We start from the raw sequence: 19093 nt of genomic DNA, 5'->3' as shown, positions 1-19093 counted from the left end.
TGCTATGCTCCCGGGGATTCACTCCCTTGCCGTCGCGATGCATCTTGAAATCCATAGGGTATAAAACCCATTGATTTTTATCTGGAATATTACCCTATTCCACGTTTTACCACAAAGAAATAAAAATAAAATACCCCTATGCAATGGGTTATAAAAAGTTGAATATTGATACTTTTACCAGAGCATAATATCAAAATTTATATTATAAAAATGGAGAGTAAAAATGACTATTTCGCTTAAAGATCAAAGAATAAATCTCGCACTCAGCTTTATCAGTGGTGCAGGAAGTATAATAACTGAAAAACCAGAGCCGACTAAGGTTGCAGAAGATATTCAAACATCATTGGAAAAGAGCAGAGTGACAGCCAACAGATTTTCTATTATTTGGGGGCCTGCCATTTTTCGCGTTGATAACGGAAAAAACACCAAGGATAATAAGGACGACCACGTTTTATTCATTGTAAAAAATCGCAATATTCCCCATGATTATCGCATCGTTATCCGAGGATCATGGTCTGATGTTAACTGGCAAGTTGAAAATTTTGCTGTACATGAAACAGTAAACTGGTCACTTTGGGATCAAAATATCCCTGAAGAATTTAAAGATGCTAAGATCTCTTATGGAACCCATGTAGCATTAAACTATATTGTTAATCAAGTAAAAAGCAACAATATTCCTGGTTATGGAGAATCACTCATTGAGGCAATTAATAAAATTGCTTCGGAAAAAGGTATACATAATATTACCATCACCGGGCACAGTTTGGGTGGTATTCTCGCCTCTACCCTTGGATTGTATTTAAAACGCTTATACCTTAATAAAGGGAATAATAATATTCGTATTCATGTTTGCTCTTTTGCCAACCCAAATACCGGTAATGATATTTTTTCATCTTATATTAAATCTGTTTTTAATGGCACCTCAACAACCCACTATAAAAGCCACTTTTTAAGGATATATAATCGTAAAGATGTTATTTCCCTCATCTGGAACCTGGATGGATTAGAAAAAATTCCAACTATCTATGAACCATTAATTAAATTAGATGAGAAATTAATTAACAGATTTAAAAAGATTGTTCTTCTCGTACAAGATAAGGGTTACACTAAACTCACGCCAGATTTACCTTTTACAGCACCTATTGCAGAACTGGACCTCAATAAACAAGTTGTTTTCCAACATATTAAATCCTATGCCAATCAATATGGCATGAATTTAGTGGAAGTTAATGACGGCACTCAACCACCTATTGATGATATTGTGGTTATTAATAGTAATCTATCTCAAGATATTGTCGCTTATTTCTTATCGATACCTCTGCCTGAGGATAACATTGACATTGCATAAATCGATTACACTTTTTCTCTATTTTATCTAAAATCAATGGAGCTTTTATTATAAAAGCTCCATTAAACAAAATTGACTTAAATATAATAATAAAATAACCGCCATATATGATTAAAATATCAATGATTTACAATCATTCCAAATAATACTATTCACAGAGATAATTAAAAAGTTATTTACCTATTACCAACATTGAATAATGGAGATAATCCTAAAGGATAGCAATAATATTTAACCGCAATTATTCAATATATAATTTAAAACATTTACTTTTAATTTAAAAATAAATAATTTATATTCTAGCATAAAATAAAAAATCCACATATATATTTGACAGATTTAAAAGTTATTATTAACTTTAAGTTAAATTATGTTTTATCCAATATAGGAAGAGTAAAAGAATTAAATCTTGATATTTATACCCTATTGATTTCAAGATGCATCGCGACGGCAAGGGAGTGAATCCCCGGGAGCATAGCAAACTATGCGACCGGGGTGAGCGAGTGCAGCCAACAAAGAGGCAACTTGAAAGATGACGGGTATAAACAGATAGCTCGCATTAATACTTACTACATGAACAAATAGGGAGTAAAAATGACTATTTCTCGTGAAGTTCAAAAAACAAATCTTGCTCTAAGCTTCATTATTAACTCTGGAGGTATAAAAACTAGCAAACCAGAACCGGGCATTGTTTCGGAAAATATCCAAAAATCATTGGAAAGCAGTAAAGCAACAGCAAATAAATTCACTATCATTTGGGGACCCGCGGTGTTTCGTGTTGGTGACGTTGGTAGGAAAAAAAGCGTTATAGATAAAAAAGACGATCATGTTTTATTCATTGTGCAAAATCGCCATGATCCAAATGACTATCGCGTTGTTATTCGGGGATCATGGTCCGATATTAACTGGCTTAATGAAGATATTATTGTCTGTGAAACTCAAGATTGGGCACGATGGGATTCAAGATCACCTGAAAATGCTAAGATAGCCTATGGAACCGACATGGCATTAGGCTATATTATTAATCAAATGAAAAGCAATAATTCTCCGGGTTATGGAGAATCTCTCACTGATGCGATTGATAAAATCGCCTTAAAAGAAGGAATACAAAACATTACTATTACAGGACACAGTTTGGGAGGTGTACTATCTTCTACCATTGGCTTATATATAAAGAGACGATATCTTGATAAAGGAAATAATAATATTCGGATTAATGTTTGTGCTTTTGCAGGACCAACTGCTGGTAACGATGTTTTCGCATCCTACTCTGAATCTATTTTCAATGACATATCAGTAGCCGGTTATAAAAGTAATTTTCTCAGAATTCATAATAGCATGGATGTGGTTCCCCTAGCCTGGCATATAAAAGGTTTGGAGGAAGTTAAAGCTATCTATCCAGTGTTAACTGTAACAATTAATGCTCTTATCCTCTCTGTCTTTAATAAGAATTATACTCAAATTTTCCCAGATTTCCCTATTCATTCACAGATTCCAATATCACCAATAGTGTTGTTTGATGATTTACTGGTTAATATTGGCAATCAACATATTCATGCCTATGCCAAAGAGTATGATATGAGTTTTATCACCATTGATGATAATTCAAATATACCGACTGATTACGATATTGTTGTAGTTAATGATAGCCTATCCGAAAGTATTGTCGATCTCTTCAAATTTCTAACCAAAGATAAAATCAATATTACATAATCTTATTATGTATAATATAAGTGGAGCCTTTATTAAAGGTTCCATTCATTTCAACAAATGATAATTAAATAGCGCAAATAAATTATTTTTCTTATCTATCACTAATTACAGCCATTTACTATCACTCATTTTTGTAGATACCAATATATACCCGTCATCTTTCAAGTCGCCTCTTTGTTGGCTGCACTCGCTCACCCCGGTCGCATAGTTTGCTATGCTCCCGGGGATTCACTCCCTTGCCGTCGCGATGCATCTTGAAATCCATAGGGTATAAATTATTTTCCATAGATAATAGATATCACAATTATCACTCTAAATAGCTAATCTAACCTTATAAAAGCATGGTGTAATTTTTATCGCTTATTTTAAAGTTCATAATAGATAATTTATTTTGTTAAATAAAATAACTTCAAAAAATTATATACTCTCATTTAACAGATTTAAAGATTATTATTAACTTTGATTCTGTTGTTTAAATAAAAACCCAAAGTATTGATGTTTACGCTAACACATCAGATCAGCATTCATTATATTAAAAATTGGAAACAAAAATGACAATTTCTCTTGAAGATCAAAAAATAAATCTCGCGTTAGGCTTTATTATTAACTCAGGGAGTATAATAACCTATCAACCAGAACCGGCTATCGTTTCAGAAAATATTCAAAAATCATTAGCAAGTAGTAAAGCGACAGCAAATAGATTCTCTATCATTTGGGGACCTGCTGTTTTTCGTGTCGGGAGTGTTAATAATAAAACAAGCGTTACCGATAAAAAAGATGATCACGTTTTATTCATTGTCAAAGATCTCAACAATCCAAACGATTATCGAATCGTTATTCGTGGTTCATGGTCCGCTGTTAACTGGTTTGATGAGAATTTCAATGTAGGCACAACTGTAGACTGGTCAATTTGGGATCCAAAAGCCCCCAAAGATGCTAAAATTTCAAAGGGAACTCATATAACTTTAAACTATATTATCAATCAAATTAAAAGCAATAACCCTGCTGGTTATGGAAAATCATTGATTGAGGTAATTGATAAAATTGCTCTGGAAGAAGGCGTACATAATATTACTCTTACAGGGCACAGTTTAGGCGGTGTGATGGCCTCGACGCTTGGCCTGTATTTAAAGAGACGTTATATTGATAAAGGAAATAATAATATTCGTATTCATGTTTCCTCCTTTGCTGCCCCAACTGCCGGTAACGACGTTTTTGTATCCTATAGTGAATCTGTTTTTAATGGAACATTACTATCTAGCTATGAAAGTCATTTTCTCCGGGTCCATAATCGTAAAGATATCGTTACCCTAGCCTGGAGTGTAAAAGGATTAGAAGAGATTAAAGCTCTTTATCCAATATCAACTTTAATCGTTAACGGTTTTATTTCAGTCGTGAAGGATAAGAATTACACTCAAATTACGCCAGATTTACCTTTTACCGCACCTGATTTAAAACCTTCTACAGGTTTAATTGAAAAAATCGTACTTCAGCATATTGATGCTTATCCAAAAGAGTACGGCATGAGTTTTATTGTAGTTAATGATCGTGCTAATCCACCAACTGGTTATGATATTGTTGTCATTAACGATGGTCAATCTCGCAATATTAGAGAACTTTTCTCATCTATTATTCAAGATGAAGATAATATCCGATAGTTTTATCGTATTACCTCTTGCTTTAATTTAAACCAAATGGAACCTTGATTAAAGGTTCCATTTTATAACTTCATAATCTTCAACATTACTAATGAATCATCCCTCTGCCAAAATCATTCATAATAACCATTATCACATCAATTAAAATTATTTTGACAAAGATATCACGTCGTGGTAGTAAAATTCATTATCATCTGATTTTTTGTAAAATAAAGCATCACAAAAGGAAACCAAAATGGAACCCAAGAAGCTAGAAACCAGAAGATTAATATTACATCCTTTAGAAAGTAAGGATTATATACAAATTCAAAATATCTTTCCTCAGTGGGAAATTGTTCGCTATCTGACAGCAAATACCCCGTGGCCCTACCCAGATGATGGTGCTATGAAATATATAAATAATATCGCCCTACCATCAATGGCAAAAGGAAATGCATGGTTTTGGACTATAAGAAAGAAGGATGAGCCATCAATAATAATAGGAATGATATCACTATATGATTAAGAAAATAATAATAGAGGTTTCTGGCTAGATCCACAATGGCATGGAAACGGATTTATGACCGAAGAGGTCCAAGTAGTTACCGATTTTTGGTTTAATACCCTAAATCGAAACGTACTCAGAGCACCTAAATCCAGCGACAATATTGCCTCAAAGAAAATATCAATTAAAAGTGGTATGCGATTAATAAGATTAGAAAATAGAGACTTTGTTAGCGGAAAAATGCCCTCGGAAACATGGGAAATAACTCGCGACGAGTGGAATAAAAATAATTCTCAAAAAGAGTAACGGTCTTACATGTTCATGGGCATGCTTTTGTCTAAGCACTTCCCAAGTTCATTCTTCATAACAAAGAAGAGCAAAATAAAATAATAGCCCTAATGGAAATAGGTTTTAAGTTGCTCTTAATCATCTGTCACACCAAAGAAATTACATGCGTTATATCAGCAGATGTCTTTAACTTTCTTATCGCCTCAAACAGCATTGTCGCTTCTTCATATTCTTTACGCAAATAACCAAGCCACTGTTTAATCCGAGCAACATGATATTGCCCGGTATCACCCTGCTTTTCCAACCGGATATATTTTTGCAATAGTTGAACAACGTCCTGCCAGCACATTTTTGGTTCGTTATATTTTACCACTCGGCTCAAATTAGGAACGTGAAGCGCACCCCGCCCAATCATGACCGCATCGCAGCCTGTCACACTCTGGCAATTCTGCGCACTTTGCCAATCCCAAATTTCACCGTTAGCGATAACCGGAATAGAGAGACGTTGACGAATTTCACCAATCGCTTGCCAGTTAATACGCTCCGCTCGGTAACCATCCTCTTTGGTTCGCCCATGAACTGTCATTTCCGTCGCACCCGCCTGTTGTACCGCATCGGCAATTTCAAATTGCCGATCACCGCTATCCCAACCCAAGCGAACCTTAACCGTCACAGGCAAATGAGCAGGTACCGCTTCACGTATCGCTTTCGCTCCCTGATAAATCAGTTCAGGATCTTTTAGCAACGTTGCTCCGCCACCGCTACCATTGACCGTTTTTGACGGGCAACCGCAATTTAAATCAACCCCATAGGATCCTAATTCAATCGCTCGTGCCGCATTTTCCGCCAGCCACTGTGGATATTGACCCAAAAGCTGAATCCGTACCAATGTGCCGGATGGTGTCCGGCTTTGGTTACGTAATTCAGGACAAAGTCGATAAAAAGATTTTACCGGCAACAGGCTATCGACAACCCGTAAAAATTCCGTAATGCACAAATCGTACTCATTGATTTCACTCAGAAGTTCCCTAACCAAAGAGTCCAGCACACCTTCCATCGGAGCCAGTAAAACCCGCATCGATTAACCTCTGACGTTAGGCGATTTATGGGATACATCATGACTGCTGCTACGCTGACGCGAAGGCGCCCCAGAACGGCGATGGCTATTTTTCTGCCGATTATCGCCACGTGCCTGACGACCGTTTTGGATAGGTTCAGCCTTGATCGTTGGATCTGGCTCATAACCGGGAATTGCCATACGGGGAATCTCCCGTTTTAACAAACGCTCAATATCTTTCAACAGCTTATGCTCATCAACACAGACTAGAGAAAGTGCCTGCCCTGTTGCATCTGCTCGGCCAGTACGACCAATACGGTGGACATAATCTTCAGCGACATTAGGCAATTCAAAATTCACCACATAAGGCAGTTGATCAATGTCCAGACCACGGGCCGCAATATCTGTCGCTACCAGCACTCTGATCCGGCCATCTTTAAAATCAGCCAGTGCACGGGTTCTCGCCCCCTGACTTTTATTACCATGAATAGCCGAAGCCGTTACACCATCTTTATTTAACTGTTCTGCCAAACGGTTCGCGCCATGTTTGGTTCGGGTAAATACCAGAACTTGCTGCCAGTTACGGCTGCCGATCAAGAAAGAGAGCAGCTCACCTTTACGCTTTTTATCGACAAAGTGAACAAGCTGTTCAATCTGTTCAGAAGCAGAGTTACGACGTGCAACTTCAACACTGACGGGATCACGCAATAACTTACTGGCTAAGCTTTTGATATCGTCAGAGAAAGTCGCGGAAAACAGTAAATTTTGCCGTTTCGGTGGTAATTTATTCAGCACTCGACGAATATCATGAATAAACCCCATATCCAGCATCCGGTCAGCTTCATCCAATACCAAAATTTCTACCCGGGATAAATCAACCGCATTTTGATGTTCAAGATCCAGTAACCGCCCCGGTGTTGCGACTAAAATATCCACACCCCCACGCAATTTCATCATCTGAGGGTTAATACTGACACCGCCAAAAACAACCAGAGAGCGCAGTCTGAGGTATTTACTGTAGTCGCGGACATTTTCACCCACTTGAGCAGCCAATTCACGAGTTGGAGTCAGGATTAATGCTCTGACTGGCCGGCGCCCTTTCATCTGAATAGGGGAATCATTTAACCGGTGCAGCATGGGTAAGGTAAAACCTGCGGTTTTACCTGTGCCTGTTTGAGCACTCGCTAATAAATCTTTACCTGCTAATACAACAGGAATTGCCTGTTGTTGGATTGGTGTCGGCGCTGAATAACCCTGTTCTTCAACGGCACGCAAAATATCAGCACTTAAGCCAAGTGATTTGAAATTCATAAATAAGAAATGCTCCAGACTTCACCATTCCTGAACGCTATTCAGGGGCAGTTTTATGGGAAGAAAATCAGACGTGGTAAATACCACAAAGGAAAAAACACAACTGCAATGCTCCATATTTTAGCTATTATACCAGATATACTTTCTGATGATGCAACTAAAACAATAGCTATTTACCCGGTAATTTTCATGATCCATAACATTTTTATGCAATTTACATTGATTTACTATAAGTATAGAGTTAACTAATGATTGATATTTTGTTTAAGTCTTTTGATTATTTGCAACAGGATTCATGTCGATGTCAGTCAACAACACCCAAACCGCCAGAGGCGAACAAGCCAAACAACAGCTACTCGAAGCAGCCCTTGAAATTTTCGGTAAATCAGGACTGACCGGTGCAACGACGAGGGAAATTGCATTACATGCTCAACAAAACATTGCCGCCATAGCTTATTATTTTGGCTCTAAAGAGGGGCTTTATCAGGCAGTTGCCCAGCATATTACTGACACAATTAAGACTGAGTTCACGCATCTTTTTAAGGAAATTGATGATTTTTTTTCATCATCAGCCCCGTACTCAGCAGAAAATATATTGAGGATGATTCATGAAGGATTCCTTGGCATTAACCGCCTGATGATTGAAAAAGAGAGTATTAATATCAGCCGGATAATGGCCAGAGAACAACTTGCACCAACGGATGCTTATACCCTAATCCATAAGCAAGCACTTGTACCTCTTCACAGCAGATTAAATAAACTGATTGCCAGCTATATCGATGCCGATGAACATCAGCTTTCTACCATGCTACACACTCATGCTTTAATGGGAGAAGTTCTCACTTTCCGCATGGCGAGGGAAACGTTATTACGTCAGACAGGCTGGAATAATATCGGGCCCGAAGAATATAAATTGATTGATCAGATCCTTATCCAGCATATCGATTTATTACTGAATGGACTGAAAAAACATAATCTGAATAAATAAAATAACAGGGAATATCATGTACAACAAAAAACTCACTCTGGCAATATTGGTGACCGCAATTATTCTTAGTGCCATTTTAGGCAGTTACTATTATCAAGGTAAAAGTGATAAAACTTTGACCCTCTATGGCAATGTAGATATACGTACTGTTAATCTTAGTTTCCGGGTTGGTGGTAAACTCGCTAGTCTACAAGTTGATGAAGGCGACACCATTGCGGCCAATCAAGTCATCGGCCAACTGGATAATGGGCCATTTACTAACGCCCTCAATAAAGCAAAAGCCACTCGTGATAGCACTAAAGCACGTTTAGCCATGATGGAAGAGGGTTATCGCACGGAAGAAATTGCCCAAGTCCGTTCGGAAGTGGCACAACGCGAGGCTGCCTGGCATTTCGCTAATAGTTTCTTCAAACGCCAGCAAGGTTTGTGGCAAAGCAAAGTTATTTCGGCTAACGAATTAGATGATGCTAAAACGAATCACAATCAAGCATTAGCGGCTTTACAAGCCGCTAAAGATAAACTGAACCAGTTCGAAACCGGTTATCGTAAAGAAGAAATTGCAGAAGCTAAAGGCCAGCTTGCTCAAGCCGAAGCGGCTGTTGCTCAGGCTGAATTGGACTTACAAGATACTCAACTGACTTCCCCCTCATCCGGTACTATCCTGACCCGCGCCATTGAACCAGGCACTATGCTGTCAGCCGGCAATACGGTGTTTACCCTTTCTCTGACTGATCCGGTTTGGGTAAGAGCCTATATCGCTGAAAGCCATCTCGGACAGGCAACGCCAGGGCGTGAAATTTTACTTTATACCGACAGCCGCAAAGATAAACCTTATCACGGCAAAATTGGCTTTGTTTCACCCACCGCCGAATTTACACCAAAGAATGTAGAGACCCCCGATCTACGTACTGATCTAGTCTATCGGTTGCGCATTATTGTCACCGACCCGGATGATGCCCTGCGCCAAGGTATGCCAGTTACTCTGCATTTTTCCGATTCAGATAAATAAGGGGCTGTCATGAGCAGCTCCGCATATACGATAAGGTTAGAAAAAGTCGAAAAAACTTTTCCCGGCCTGAATAATCCTGCGGTATCCAGCCTGACCGCAGAGATCTACGGTGGCTCCATTACTGGGCTTGTAGGCCCGGATGGAGCAGGAAAAACGACACTGATACGCATGCTAGCGGGTTTACTGAAACCCGATAGCGGTTCTATTGAAATAATGGGGCTTGATCCGATAAAAGATGGCGTACAAGTGCGCTTTGAACTGGGCTATATGCCACAGAAATTTGGCCTGTATGAAGATTTAACCGTATTAGAAAACCTGAATCTGTATGCAGATCTGCGTGGCTTGCTGGGTGACGAGCGTAAAAAAATCTATGAACAACTACTTACGTTTACTGATCTGACCCGTTTTACCGGGCGACTGGCGGGCAAACTTTCAGGCGGCATGAAGCAAAAGCTGGGGCTTGCCTGTACTCTGCTTGGCAAACCCAAAGTTCTGCTGCTGGACGAACCCGGCGTTGGAGTTGACCCGATAGCCCGCCGCGAACTCTGGCGGATGGTTCACGAACTGGCAGATGATGGGATGTTAATCCTCTGGAGTACTTCTTATCTGGATGAAGCTGAGCGGTGTCGTGATGTCCTGCTACTTAATCAAGGAAAACTGCTCTACAGTGGACAACCACAAAAACTGACCCAAAAGATGTCCGGGCGTTCTTTTCTGCTTGGTGCCAAACAAGATTCCCGTAGAAAAATGTTGCAACATGCTCTTACCTTGCCACAAGTCACAGATGGTGTGATTCAGGGGAAATCTGTTCGTCTTATTCTCAAACCTGATGCCTCACCGCAAGAATTACTTAGCCAGCTTAAGCAACCTGATGCTGAAATCGTTAAAGCCGCTCCCCGCTTTGAAGATGCTTTTATCGATTTACTCGGTGGCGGTTCCACCCGCCATTCTGAACTAGCAAAGATCATGCCACGGATTGCTGCTAACCCGACAGAAACAGTCATTGAAGCGCAGGATTTAACCAAAAAATTTGGCGATTTTGCTGCCACTGACCATGTTGATTTTCAGGTGAAACGTGGAGAAATCTTTGGTCTGCTTGGCCCGAACGGTGCCGGTAAATCCACCACGTTTAAAATGATGTGCGGGCTCACGGTGCCGACTGGCGGTAAGGCGCTGGTATTGGGAATGGATCTGAAAACCAGCTCCGGGAAAGCCCGCCAACATTTAGGTTATATGGCGCAGAAATTTTCTCTGTATGGCAACCTGACAGTTGAACAGAACCTGAAATTCTTTTCCGGCATTTACGGCCTGCAAGGGCGCAAGCAAAAAGAAAAAATTGATGGCATGATCGACGCTTTCAATCTCAAATCTGTTTTACATCAAACCACCGACCAATTGCCTCTGGGATATAAGCAGCGTCTTGCCCTTTCCTGCGCACTGATGCATGAGCCAGATATTTTGTTCCTGGACGAGCCAACTTCGGGGGTTGATCCACAGATACGACGGGAATTCTGGCTACATATCAACGGCATGGTAGATAAAGGCGTTACCGTTATGGTGACCACCCACTTTATGGATGAAGCAGAATATTGTGACCGAATAGGGTTGGTATTCCGAGGTAAATTGATTGCCGCCGGAACGCCTGATGACTTGAAACAATGGGTTGCTACTGATGAAAACCCTGACCCATCAATGGAACAGGCATTTATTGATCTGGTCGTTAATTATGATGAGGAGCTACAATAATGAGTAGCCCAAAGCAACATGCTCCACAGCAAGCTGTCCGCTTCTCTTGGTGGCGATTGAAAGCACTTTGTGTAAAAGAGACAAAACAGATCTTACGTGATCCCACCAGCGGATTAATTTCTATTGCCATTCCATTGATTCTGCTGTTTATCTTTGGTTACGGTATTAATCTCGACGCCAGTACAGTCCGTGTTGGTATTCTGGTAGAACAACAAAGTGAAGATGCTCGTGAATTAATACAGGCTTTTGCCGGTTCTCCCTATATTGAACCCAAAATCAGCGATAATCGTCAGCAATTAATTAATATGATGCAATCAGGAGAAATACGTGGACTGATTGTCATTCCTGTTAATTTCGATGCGCAACTTGCCCGTCCTGATGGTAAAGCACAAATTCAAGTCATTACTGACGGCAGTGAACCCAATACAGCAAGTTTTGTACAAAGTTATGCTAAAGGAGTGTGGCAGATTTGGCTACAACAAAGAGGACAAGATCAGGGGAACGCTGTCAATCCGTTAATTGATATTCAGGTTCGTTATTGGTTCAATCCGGCAACAATTAGCCAGCATTTCATCATTCCCGGCGCAATAACCATTATCATCACCGTGGTTGGCGCCATTCTGACATCATTGGTGGTTGCCCGTGAATGGGAACGCGGTACGATGGAAGCTCTGCTTTCTACTCAAATTACCCGCACCGAATTACTGCTTTCTAAACTCTTGCCTTATCAAGTGCTTGGATCATTCTCTATGATGCTCTGTATGCTGGTGGCAGTATTTGTGCTGGATGTCCCCTACAGAGGCTCGTTATGGATATTGTCTGTAATCACTAGCCTCTACCTGGCTACGACCCTTGGTATCGGGCTTTTGATCTCTACGGTGACACGCAACCAATTTAATGCCGCAATGATAGCGCTGAATGTCGCTTTTCTGCCTGCGATTATGCTTTCCGGCTTCATCTTTGAAATAAATAGCATGCCTGCCTTTATTCAGGTAGTGACCTATTTCATCCCGGCTCGTTATTTTGTCAGTAGTTTGCATACTCTCTTTCTGGCTGGAAATATCAGTACGGTACTGGTGATAAATCTATTATTACTGATCGCCTCCGCTATTGTGTTTATTGGCCTGACAGCATGGAAAACCCAGCGGCGTCTGGATTAAGAAGGAATTAGCATGTTTTATCGTCTTTACACCCTGATTATTAAAGAATTGCAATCTCTACTCAGAGATCCGCAAACACGGGCTATCTTAGTTATGCCGGTTATCTTCCAGATGATCTTATTTCCTTTATCAGCAACCCTTGATGTGACTAATGCAACTATTGCTATTTTTGATGAAGACAAAGGCAAAGCCTCTATTGAGCTCACCCAACGGCTGGCAAAATCAAAAGCATTTCCTGATGTGCTATTGCTGAATCATTCACAAGAAATACAACCGGTAATCGATCACCAAAAGGCCCTATTACTGGTACGTTTCCCACAAGATTTCAGTGCTAAAATTGCCAGTCATGAACCGGTTTCCCTCCAAGTATTACTGGATGGACGCAATTCTAACAGCGCTCAAATTGCAGCGGGCTATATCCAAGAAATTGTCCTTAACTATCAACAGGAACTGATGGGTAATCTGCCGAAAGCCAATAATAGCGAGTTGGTGATCCGCAACTGGTATAACCCTAACTTGGATTATAAATGGTTTGTCGTGCCCTCTTTAGTGGCACTGATTACTACGGTTGGAATATTGACGGTCACGGCACTGTCAATTGTGCGCGAAAGGGAACAAGGAACACTGGATCAATTACTCGTTTCACCCATGACCACCTGGCAGATTTTCATTGGCAAAGCCGTTCCGGCGGTGATTGTCGCTACCTTTCAGGCCACTTTAGTGCTTGCCATTGGCATATTCTGCTATCAAATTCCCTTTTCTGGTTCACTAGCGCTGTTTTACTGCGCTATGCTGATCTACAGTTTATCGCTGGTGGGATTTGGCCTGTTAATCTCTGCCCTTTGCTACACTCAGCAACAGGCGTTTATTGGCGTATTTGTCTTTATCATGCCCGCTATCTTAATCTCCGGTTATATTTCTCCGGTTGAAAATATGTTCGGATGGTTACAAGACATCACCTGGATTAATCCTATCTGGCACTTTAACGACATCACTAAGCAAATTTATCTCAAAGATGCCGATTTCACGGTTATCTGGAGAAGTTTGTGGCCTCTTTTGGTCATTACTGCCACAACCGGTAATCTTGCCTATTGGTTATTTCGACGGAAAATTGCTTAACAAGAATGACCCTGCATTTTAGCTATGCTTAACGATGCAGGGCTTTTCTCAGAAGCCAATCAGTAAATTTAGCGACGATCGCCAAAAATACGCAATAACATCAAGAACATGTTGATAAAGTCTAGATACAGCGTCAGTGCGCCGACAATCGAGAATTTACGCAAATTCTCTTTGTCATTCACATCCAGATCTGCACCCATCTCTTTCAGCTTCTGAGTGTCGTAAGCGGTTAAGCCCGCAAAGATAACGACACCAATGTAGGTTACCGCCCACATCAACGCTTCACTCTTTAACCAGAGGTTAATCAGAGAAGCCAAAATGATGCCGATCAACCCCATAAACAAGAAGCTACCAAGGCCACTCAGGCTACGTTTGGTGGTATAGCCGTAAAAACTCAACGCACCAAACATCCCCGCCGTCACGACAAAAGTGCTAGCAATGGAGCCGGTAGTATATACAACAAAAATACTGGAAAGCGTTAAGCCAGTCAGCGCTGAATAGAGCATAAACAACCCTGTGGCTAACGAAGCTCCTATGCGGTTAATCATGCCAGAGAGGACGAAAACCAACCCAAACTGAGCAATAATCAACCCATAGAATAGTATTGAATTTGAGAAAATATATACAACAAGATCCTGATTTTGTGACACATACCAAGCCACAAATGCAGTTAATAACAGACCACAAGTCATCCAACCATAAACCTGGGCCATATAAGTTTGTAGGCCGGTTCCAGCTTGCTGGATTATCGAGCCATTAGAGCGAGGATATCGATCCATGAAGCTTACCTTTTATAACGATATTAAAGACCTAGGTTGTTCAGTACCAACAACCCACTCAAGTTTTATACATTATCATAGAATATAAACAAAACAATTAACTATTCAATAATTACTCATATAGCAATCTTTTTATTCAATCCTTTTTCGAAGCGTTTCACAGAATTTAGCCAATATTTTCATCACCAACGTTTCGCGGCTTCCTGATCGCTCTCACGGGATTCAACCCAACGTTCACCATCAGGCAAAAACTCTTTTTTCCAGAAAGGCGCTTGAGTTTTCAAATAATCCATAATAAATTCAGCCGCTTCAAAAACCATATGACGATGAGCACCGGTCACACCCACAAACACAATCTCATCACCCGGATACAGTGTACCAACCCGATGGACAACACTGATTCGCTGCAACGGCCAGCGACTGCGTGCTTCAGTGACAATACGCTGTAACGTTTTTTCCGTCATTCCCGGATAATGTTCCAATCTCAGCGCGCCAACATTATCTCCCAAATTATGATTGCGGACTTTGCCAGTGAAAGTGACGATAGCACCATCTTCCTCACATTGAGCAAGCCATTGATATTCATCTCCTACCTTGAAATTCTCCGGCCCAACGAAAATGCGGGTGTTTTCCATTTATTATCCCCCAGTCACCGGCGGGAAAAAGGCCACTTCATCGCCATCCTGTAATCGGTGCCCGCCATGAACAAGAGATTGGTTTACCGCTGACAACAATTTTCCATCTTCCAACGCCAAGGCCCAACGTTCTCCCTTTGATATTAGCGCCGTCCTCAAACCGTCAACGGTTGTGTAACGATTATCGAGATCCAGTGAATCAGTACCTACCAGCTCACGTACCTGAGCAAAAAACAGTACTTTAATCATTGCTCCACCTTAAAATGACCTAATTTACCACCTATCTTCTCCAGTAAACGAACTGGCCCAATGACCATATCTTTCTGTACCGCTTTACACATATCGTAAATTGTCAAAGCCGCAACTGATGCCGCTGTCAGGGCCTCCATTTCAACACCGGTTTTCCCAGTCAGACGACAACAGGATTCAATTCTGACCCGGTTATATTTTGTCTGAGCTTCCAACTGGACTTCTACTTTAGTTAGCAGTAATGGATGACACAGCGGAATTAATTCCCATGTGCGCTTGGCTGCTTGGATACCCGCAATCCTCGCGGTGGCAAATACATCACCTTTGTGATGGCGACCTTCAATAATCATTGCCAGTGTTTCCGGCCTCATTCCAACAAACGCTTCTGCCCTTGCCTCGCGTGATGTGTCAGCTTTAGCAGAAACATCAACCATATGCGCTTCACCGATAGAATTGATGTGAGTTAATTGAGACATTCTCAGCTCCTGAAAAAACAACAAGATCCAGACGGTAAATTAACCGCCGATAACGGAAAGATTTGGGGTGATACCACTGTCACCTTGATGAAGAAAATGGGTTTCCCGTTTATGCCGCAATCCATCCTGAATACGCAATTTCAGATCATCGAGTTGTTTTTCACTCGCCAATAAGTCACGCAAAGGTATCCCTTGTTCACCAAACAGGCATAAATGAAGATGACCGATTGAAGAAACACGTAACCGATTACAACTCCGACAAAAATCTTTCTCATAAGGCATAATTAGGCCAATTTCTCCCTGATAATCAGGATGGTTAAAAACCTGTGCAGGGCCATCACTGCGTGAACGTTGAAGCAAATGCCAGCCATCGAGCAACAGGCGTTCCCGGATAATTTCCCCCGAAATATGGTATTGACGAAACATGTCACCACCGTCACCGGTTTCCATCAACTCGATGAATCTTAATTGAATCGGACGATCTTTTATCCAGTACAGGAAAGCAGACAGGCTGATATCGTTAACATTTTTCATCAGCACCACGTTGACTTTCACTTTACTAAAACCCGCCGCGAATGCTGCATCAATACCACGCATCACCTGAAAAAATTTGTCCTGCCCGGTAATCGCATGAAATTGGCGGGGATCAAGCGAATCCATACTGACATTCACTGCGGTTAAACCCGCCTCTTTCCACTTAGCAATATCTCGTTCCATTCGATAACCGTTAGTGGTTACTGCGAGGGTTTTAATCAACTTATTTTCACGTATGACGGAAATAATATCGGTGAAATCGCGGCGCATGGTCGGTTCGCCCCCCGTCAAACGGATTTTCTCTGTACCCAGATCGGCAAACGCCCGGCCAACAAGACGAATTTCGGATAATGTCAAAAAGGAGTGATGTCCACGGGGTTTATAACCATCCGGCAAACAATAAGTGCACCGAAAATTACATACATCGGTGATTGATAGCCGCAAATAGTAAAATTTGCGGGCAAAAGCATCTATGAGTTGTTCCACTATAACACCTTTCCAAACATGGGAGATGCGGGCATTTCTGCCTCACATCCTGGTGACTCAGTGGTCACGGCCAAAGCATCATATCGCTGTGTAAAAAGGGACTTAGATACAGAGGCTAGGGGTTAATTCCATAGGGTATATGATTTAATGTAAAACGACCTTCTCTGATTGATATAGATTTTAGCGCTTAACAAAGAAAAATGCGAATCCCCACTTTCGTTATATAATTGAATATACAATGAATTACCACATTGTTCAGAATAAATAACAGACAATTTCTATTTGTGATCAGTTAAGACATTGCACCCAATCATAACGTTTGTTCAGTTAATCGTGTTTTATAATAAATTACGCTAAAATTATTCAGCGAATATATGCTCAGTCAGTAATAGGAATTCTATGCGAAACCGCACATTAGCCGATTTAGATCGGGTAGTTGCCTTAGGCGGAGGTCATGGCCTTGGCCGCGTTATGTCCTCTCTTTCATCACTAGGCTCTCGCCTAACAGGCATTGTCACCACGACAGATAATGGCGGCTCAACCGGCAGGATCCGGCGTTCAGAAGGCGGTATTGCCTGGGGTGATACCCGCAATTGTTTAAATCAGCTTATTACCGAACCCAGCGTCGCGTCAGCAATGTTCGAATACCGTTTCAGTGGCAATGGCGAACTGGCGGGGCATAACTTGGGGAATCTGATGCTTAAGGCGTTAGATCATTTAAGTGTCAGACCCCTTGAGGCAATTAATTTAATCCGCAGTTTGTTGAAAGTTAATGCTCATCTTATTCCAATGTCTGAGCAGCCCGTTGACCTGATGGCGATAGATGATCAAGGCAACACCATTTATGGCGAAGTTAATGTTGATCAATTGAATTGTATTCCTCAGGAGTTGATGCTTTATCCGCCTGCGACCGCAACAAAAGAGGCATTGGATGCTATCACTCAAGCAGATCTGATTATTATCGGCCCTGGCAGCTTCTTCACCAGTCTGATGCCATTGCTTCTGCTTGAAGATTTAACCCAAGCCCTGCGTCGTAGCAACGCCAATATGATTTATATCGGTAACCTTGGCAAAGAACTCAGTGCCGCGGCCGCCGAACTGACACTGAAAGATAAGCTGGAAATAATGGAAAACAAAATTGGCAGCCGGATAATTGATGCGGTAATCGTTGGCCCGTGCACAAATATCAGCGAGCTTAACGACCGGATTATTACTCAGCACATACTCGAAGCACAGGATGTTCCCTATCGCCACGACCGTGAATTACTGCATCAGGCGTTAGAGAATACCCTGCAAAACCTTGGGTGACGTTCCCTCCGTAAAGAAGGTACCGCAAAAGCTCTCCTTTATCAGCTAAGATTGAGGTTCCCATTCCAAACGCGGTTCCTTCATGACGACATTTCTACGACAACTGATGCCTTCCATTCACACCGGGTGTCAGAAAAATCTACCCAAAATTGCGGTTTATTTATCATGCGGAGAATGTAGTGGTTTTAAAAGTGGGAAAAGAGACCAAGCTAACCACGAAAAAACAGGTAAAAACTTTAATCATCAAAAGTAAAAAGAATTGATTAAGGATTTTTAAAAGCGGGTAAAAAGTCCGATGTCATGCTGACATTGGAAGAGAAAACATCAGAAAAAACAGGTTTTAAATTGATTAAACAAGGTGGAAAAAATGATAGTGTTAACCCAATAACAAGAATATATCTTATCAAAACATTTAACAGTATTAACCGCATTAAACCAATCTTCTTAAATAAAAGATTTTGCCTGACTGCAACAAGTTTACGAAAAATCAGAGACTATAATTGTAGAAAACCGAGCGGCTTTTAGATTAACCCCAGAAAAGCAAGAATGTTTAGCAACATTAAAAATGATTAAAGAGATGGGCGTTAATCTTAATACCGTTAGCAGTTCTGCCACCCTCATTGGTTTTAAACCTAAAAGATAAAATACAGAAAAAGGAGAAAACAGAAAACAGAAAACAGAAAACAGAAAGCCTAAATATCAGTTTAATGAAAATAAGAACGTTAAATACGGTTCAGTAAATGTA

General features: G+C 40.9%; 16 protein-coding genes, 1 pseudogene and 1 riboswitch. Of the genes and pseudogenes, 10 read left to right on the top strand and 7 right to left on the bottom strand.

The window, feature by feature from the left end; genetic code table 11:
- Positions 1-223 precede the first annotated feature (223 nt).
- The 4 genes and pseudogenes from LGZ98_RS20350 to LGZ98_RS20335 all read left to right on the top strand — a co-directional run bounded on the left by LGZ98_RS20350 (position 224) and on the right by LGZ98_RS20335 (position 5509).
- Complete coding sequence (locus LGZ98_RS20350; RefSeq protein WP_262978492.1) at positions 224-1348, top strand: lipase family protein; 1125 nt, start codon at positions 224-226, stop codon at positions 1346-1348.
- A 594-nt stretch (positions 1349-1942) separates the two neighbouring features.
- Positions 1943-3061: a lipase family protein gene (locus tag LGZ98_RS20345; RefSeq protein ID WP_113042168.1), complete on the top strand. Its 1119-nt coding sequence runs from the start codon at positions 1943-1945 to the stop codon at positions 3059-3061.
- A 551-nt stretch (positions 3062-3612) separates the two neighbouring features.
- Positions 3613-4719, top strand: a complete 1107-nt coding sequence (locus LGZ98_RS20340) for a lipase family protein (RefSeq protein WP_262978491.1) — start codon at positions 3613-3615, stop codon at positions 4717-4719.
- A gap of 235 nt (positions 4720-4954) precedes the next feature.
- Positions 4955-5509: pseudogene (locus tag LGZ98_RS20335) on the top strand (GNAT family N-acetyltransferase).
- 127 nt (positions 5510-5636) lie between these two features.
- Here the strand turns inward: LGZ98_RS20335 and dusC are convergent.
- Positions 5637-6569 carry a tRNA dihydrouridine(16) synthase DusC gene (gene dusC / locus LGZ98_RS20330; RefSeq protein WP_262978490.1) on the bottom strand — a complete coding sequence of 311 codons (933 nt, stop codon included), beginning with the start codon at positions 6567-6569 and terminating at the stop codon, positions 5637-5639.
- Between the two features lie 3 nt (positions 6570-6572).
- A complete protein-coding gene (gene rhlE, locus LGZ98_RS20325; RefSeq protein WP_262978489.1) occupies positions 6573-7859 on the bottom strand; it encodes an ATP-dependent RNA helicase RhlE in 1287 nt (428 codons plus the stop codon).
- Positions 7860-8160: 301 nt separating this feature from the next.
- On the opposite strand from rhlE, the gene cecR reads away from it, so the two are divergent.
- Genes cecR through LGZ98_RS20300 form a run of 5 tightly spaced genes read left to right on the top strand, consistent with a single transcriptional unit; the run spans position 8161 to position 13881 of the window.
- Entirely contained in the window at positions 8161-8847 is a 687-nt protein-coding gene (cecR, locus tag LGZ98_RS20320) for a transcriptional regulator (RefSeq protein ID WP_041380007.1), read from the top strand.
- A 16-nt stretch (positions 8848-8863) separates the two neighbouring features.
- Complete coding sequence (hlyD, locus tag LGZ98_RS20315) at positions 8864-9856, top strand: secretion protein HlyD (protein ID WP_011145810.1); 993 nt, start codon at positions 8864-8866, stop codon at positions 9854-9856.
- Between the two features lie 9 nt (positions 9857-9865).
- Complete coding sequence (locus LGZ98_RS20310) at positions 9866-11602, top strand: ATP-binding cassette domain-containing protein (protein ID WP_262978488.1); 1737 nt, start codon at positions 9866-9868, stop codon at positions 11600-11602.
- Complete coding sequence (locus tag LGZ98_RS20305) at positions 11602-12762, top strand: ABC transporter permease (protein WP_113042160.1); 1161 nt, start codon at positions 11602-11604, stop codon at positions 12760-12762. Before LGZ98_RS20310 ends, LGZ98_RS20305 begins: the two co-directional genes overlap by 1 nt.
- A 12-nt stretch (positions 12763-12774) precedes the next feature.
- Positions 12775-13881, top strand: coding sequence for an ABC transporter permease (locus LGZ98_RS20300; protein WP_262978487.1), 1107 nt, complete (start codon positions 12775-12777; stop codon positions 13879-13881).
- A 68-nt stretch (positions 13882-13949) separates the two neighbouring features.
- Here LGZ98_RS20300 and LGZ98_RS20295 read toward each other — a convergent pair whose 3' ends face one another.
- The 5 genes from LGZ98_RS20295 to moaA all read right to left on the bottom strand — a co-directional run bounded on the left by LGZ98_RS20295 (position 13950) and on the right by moaA (position 17040).
- On the bottom strand, positions 13950-14660 hold the full coding sequence (locus LGZ98_RS20295; RefSeq protein WP_113042158.1) for a Bax inhibitor-1/YccA family protein: 711 nt from the start codon (positions 14658-14660) through the stop codon (positions 13950-13952).
- A gap of 182 nt (positions 14661-14842) precedes the next feature.
- The gene (gene moaE / locus LGZ98_RS20290) at positions 14843-15295 is read right to left on the bottom strand and encodes a molybdopterin synthase catalytic subunit MoaE (protein WP_113042157.1); all 453 of its coding nucleotides are present in this window, start codon (positions 15293-15295) and stop codon (positions 14843-14845) included.
- 3 nt (positions 15296-15298) lie between these two features.
- Positions 15299-15544, bottom strand: coding sequence for a molybdopterin synthase sulfur carrier subunit (gene moaD, locus LGZ98_RS20285; protein WP_112894872.1), 246 nt, complete (start codon positions 15542-15544; stop codon positions 15299-15301).
- Positions 15541-16020 carry a cyclic pyranopterin monophosphate synthase MoaC gene (gene moaC / locus LGZ98_RS20280; RefSeq protein ID WP_113042156.1) on the bottom strand — a complete coding sequence of 160 codons (480 nt, stop codon included), beginning with the start codon at positions 16018-16020 and terminating at the stop codon, positions 15541-15543. The genes moaD and moaC overlap by 4 nt, the downstream gene beginning before the upstream one ends.
- A 39-nt stretch (positions 16021-16059) precedes the next feature.
- Positions 16060-17040, bottom strand: a complete 981-nt coding sequence (moaA, locus tag LGZ98_RS20275; protein WP_113042155.1) for a GTP 3',8-cyclase MoaA — start codon at positions 17038-17040, stop codon at positions 16060-16062.
- Positions 17030-17174: riboswitch (molybdenum cofactor riboswitch) on the bottom strand. Its footprint overlaps the gene before it by 11 nt.
- A 265-nt stretch (positions 17175-17439) precedes the next feature.
- Between moaA and yvcK the strand changes: the two genes are divergently transcribed.
- Positions 17440-18348 carry a uridine diphosphate-N-acetylglucosamine-binding protein YvcK gene (gene yvcK / locus LGZ98_RS20270; protein WP_113042154.1) on the top strand — a complete coding sequence of 303 codons (909 nt, stop codon included), beginning with the start codon at positions 17440-17442 and terminating at the stop codon, positions 18346-18348.
- Positions 18349-19093 lie beyond the last annotated feature (745 nt).

Source organism: Photorhabdus kayaii, from assembly GCF_025384895.1.
GTDB classification, from domain to species: domain Bacteria; phylum Pseudomonadota; class Gammaproteobacteria; order Enterobacterales; family Enterobacteriaceae; genus Photorhabdus; species Photorhabdus kayaii.
Note: the sequence above shows the minus strand (reverse complement) of the source record. Positions and strands in the feature narration are given on the sequence as shown.

Coding starts and splice junctions, on each gene's coding strand:
- LGZ98_RS20350 (WP_262978492.1), top strand. CDS start 224: ATGACTATTTCGCTTAAAGATCAAAGAATAAATCTCGCACTCAGCTTT.
- LGZ98_RS20345 (WP_113042168.1), top strand. CDS start 1,943: ATGACTATTTCTCGTGAAGTTCAAAAAACAAATCTTGCTCTAAGCTTC.
- LGZ98_RS20340 (WP_262978491.1), top strand. CDS start 3,613: ATGACAATTTCTCTTGAAGATCAAAAAATAAATCTCGCGTTAGGCTTT.
- dusC (WP_262978490.1), bottom strand. CDS start 6,569: ATGCGGGTTTTACTGGCTCCGATGGAAGGTGTGCTGGACTCTTTGGTT.
- rhlE (WP_262978489.1), bottom strand. CDS start 7,859: ATGAATTTCAAATCACTTGGCTTAAGTGCTGATATTTTGCGTGCCGTT.
- cecR (WP_041380007.1), top strand. CDS start 8,161: ATGTCAGTCAACAACACCCAAACCGCCAGAGGCGAACAAGCCAAACAA.
- hlyD (WP_011145810.1), top strand. CDS start 8,864: ATGTACAACAAAAAACTCACTCTGGCAATATTGGTGACCGCAATTATT.
- LGZ98_RS20310 (WP_262978488.1), top strand. CDS start 9,866: ATGAGCAGCTCCGCATATACGATAAGGTTAGAAAAAGTCGAAAAAACT.
- LGZ98_RS20305 (WP_113042160.1), top strand. CDS start 11,602: ATGAGTAGCCCAAAGCAACATGCTCCACAGCAAGCTGTCCGCTTCTCT.
- LGZ98_RS20300 (WP_262978487.1), top strand. CDS start 12,775: ATGTTTTATCGTCTTTACACCCTGATTATTAAAGAATTGCAATCTCTA.
- LGZ98_RS20295 (WP_113042158.1), bottom strand. CDS start 14,660: ATGGATCGATATCCTCGCTCTAATGGCTCGATAATCCAGCAAGCTGGA.
- moaE (WP_113042157.1), bottom strand. CDS start 15,295: ATGGAAAACACCCGCATTTTCGTTGGGCCGGAGAATTTCAAGGTAGGA.
- moaD (WP_112894872.1), bottom strand. CDS start 15,544: ATGATTAAAGTACTGTTTTTTGCTCAGGTACGTGAGCTGGTAGGTACT.
- moaC (WP_113042156.1), bottom strand. CDS start 16,020: ATGTCTCAATTAACTCACATCAATTCTATCGGTGAAGCGCATATGGTT.
- yvcK (WP_113042154.1), top strand. CDS start 17,440: ATGCGAAACCGCACATTAGCCGATTTAGATCGGGTAGTTGCCTTAGGC.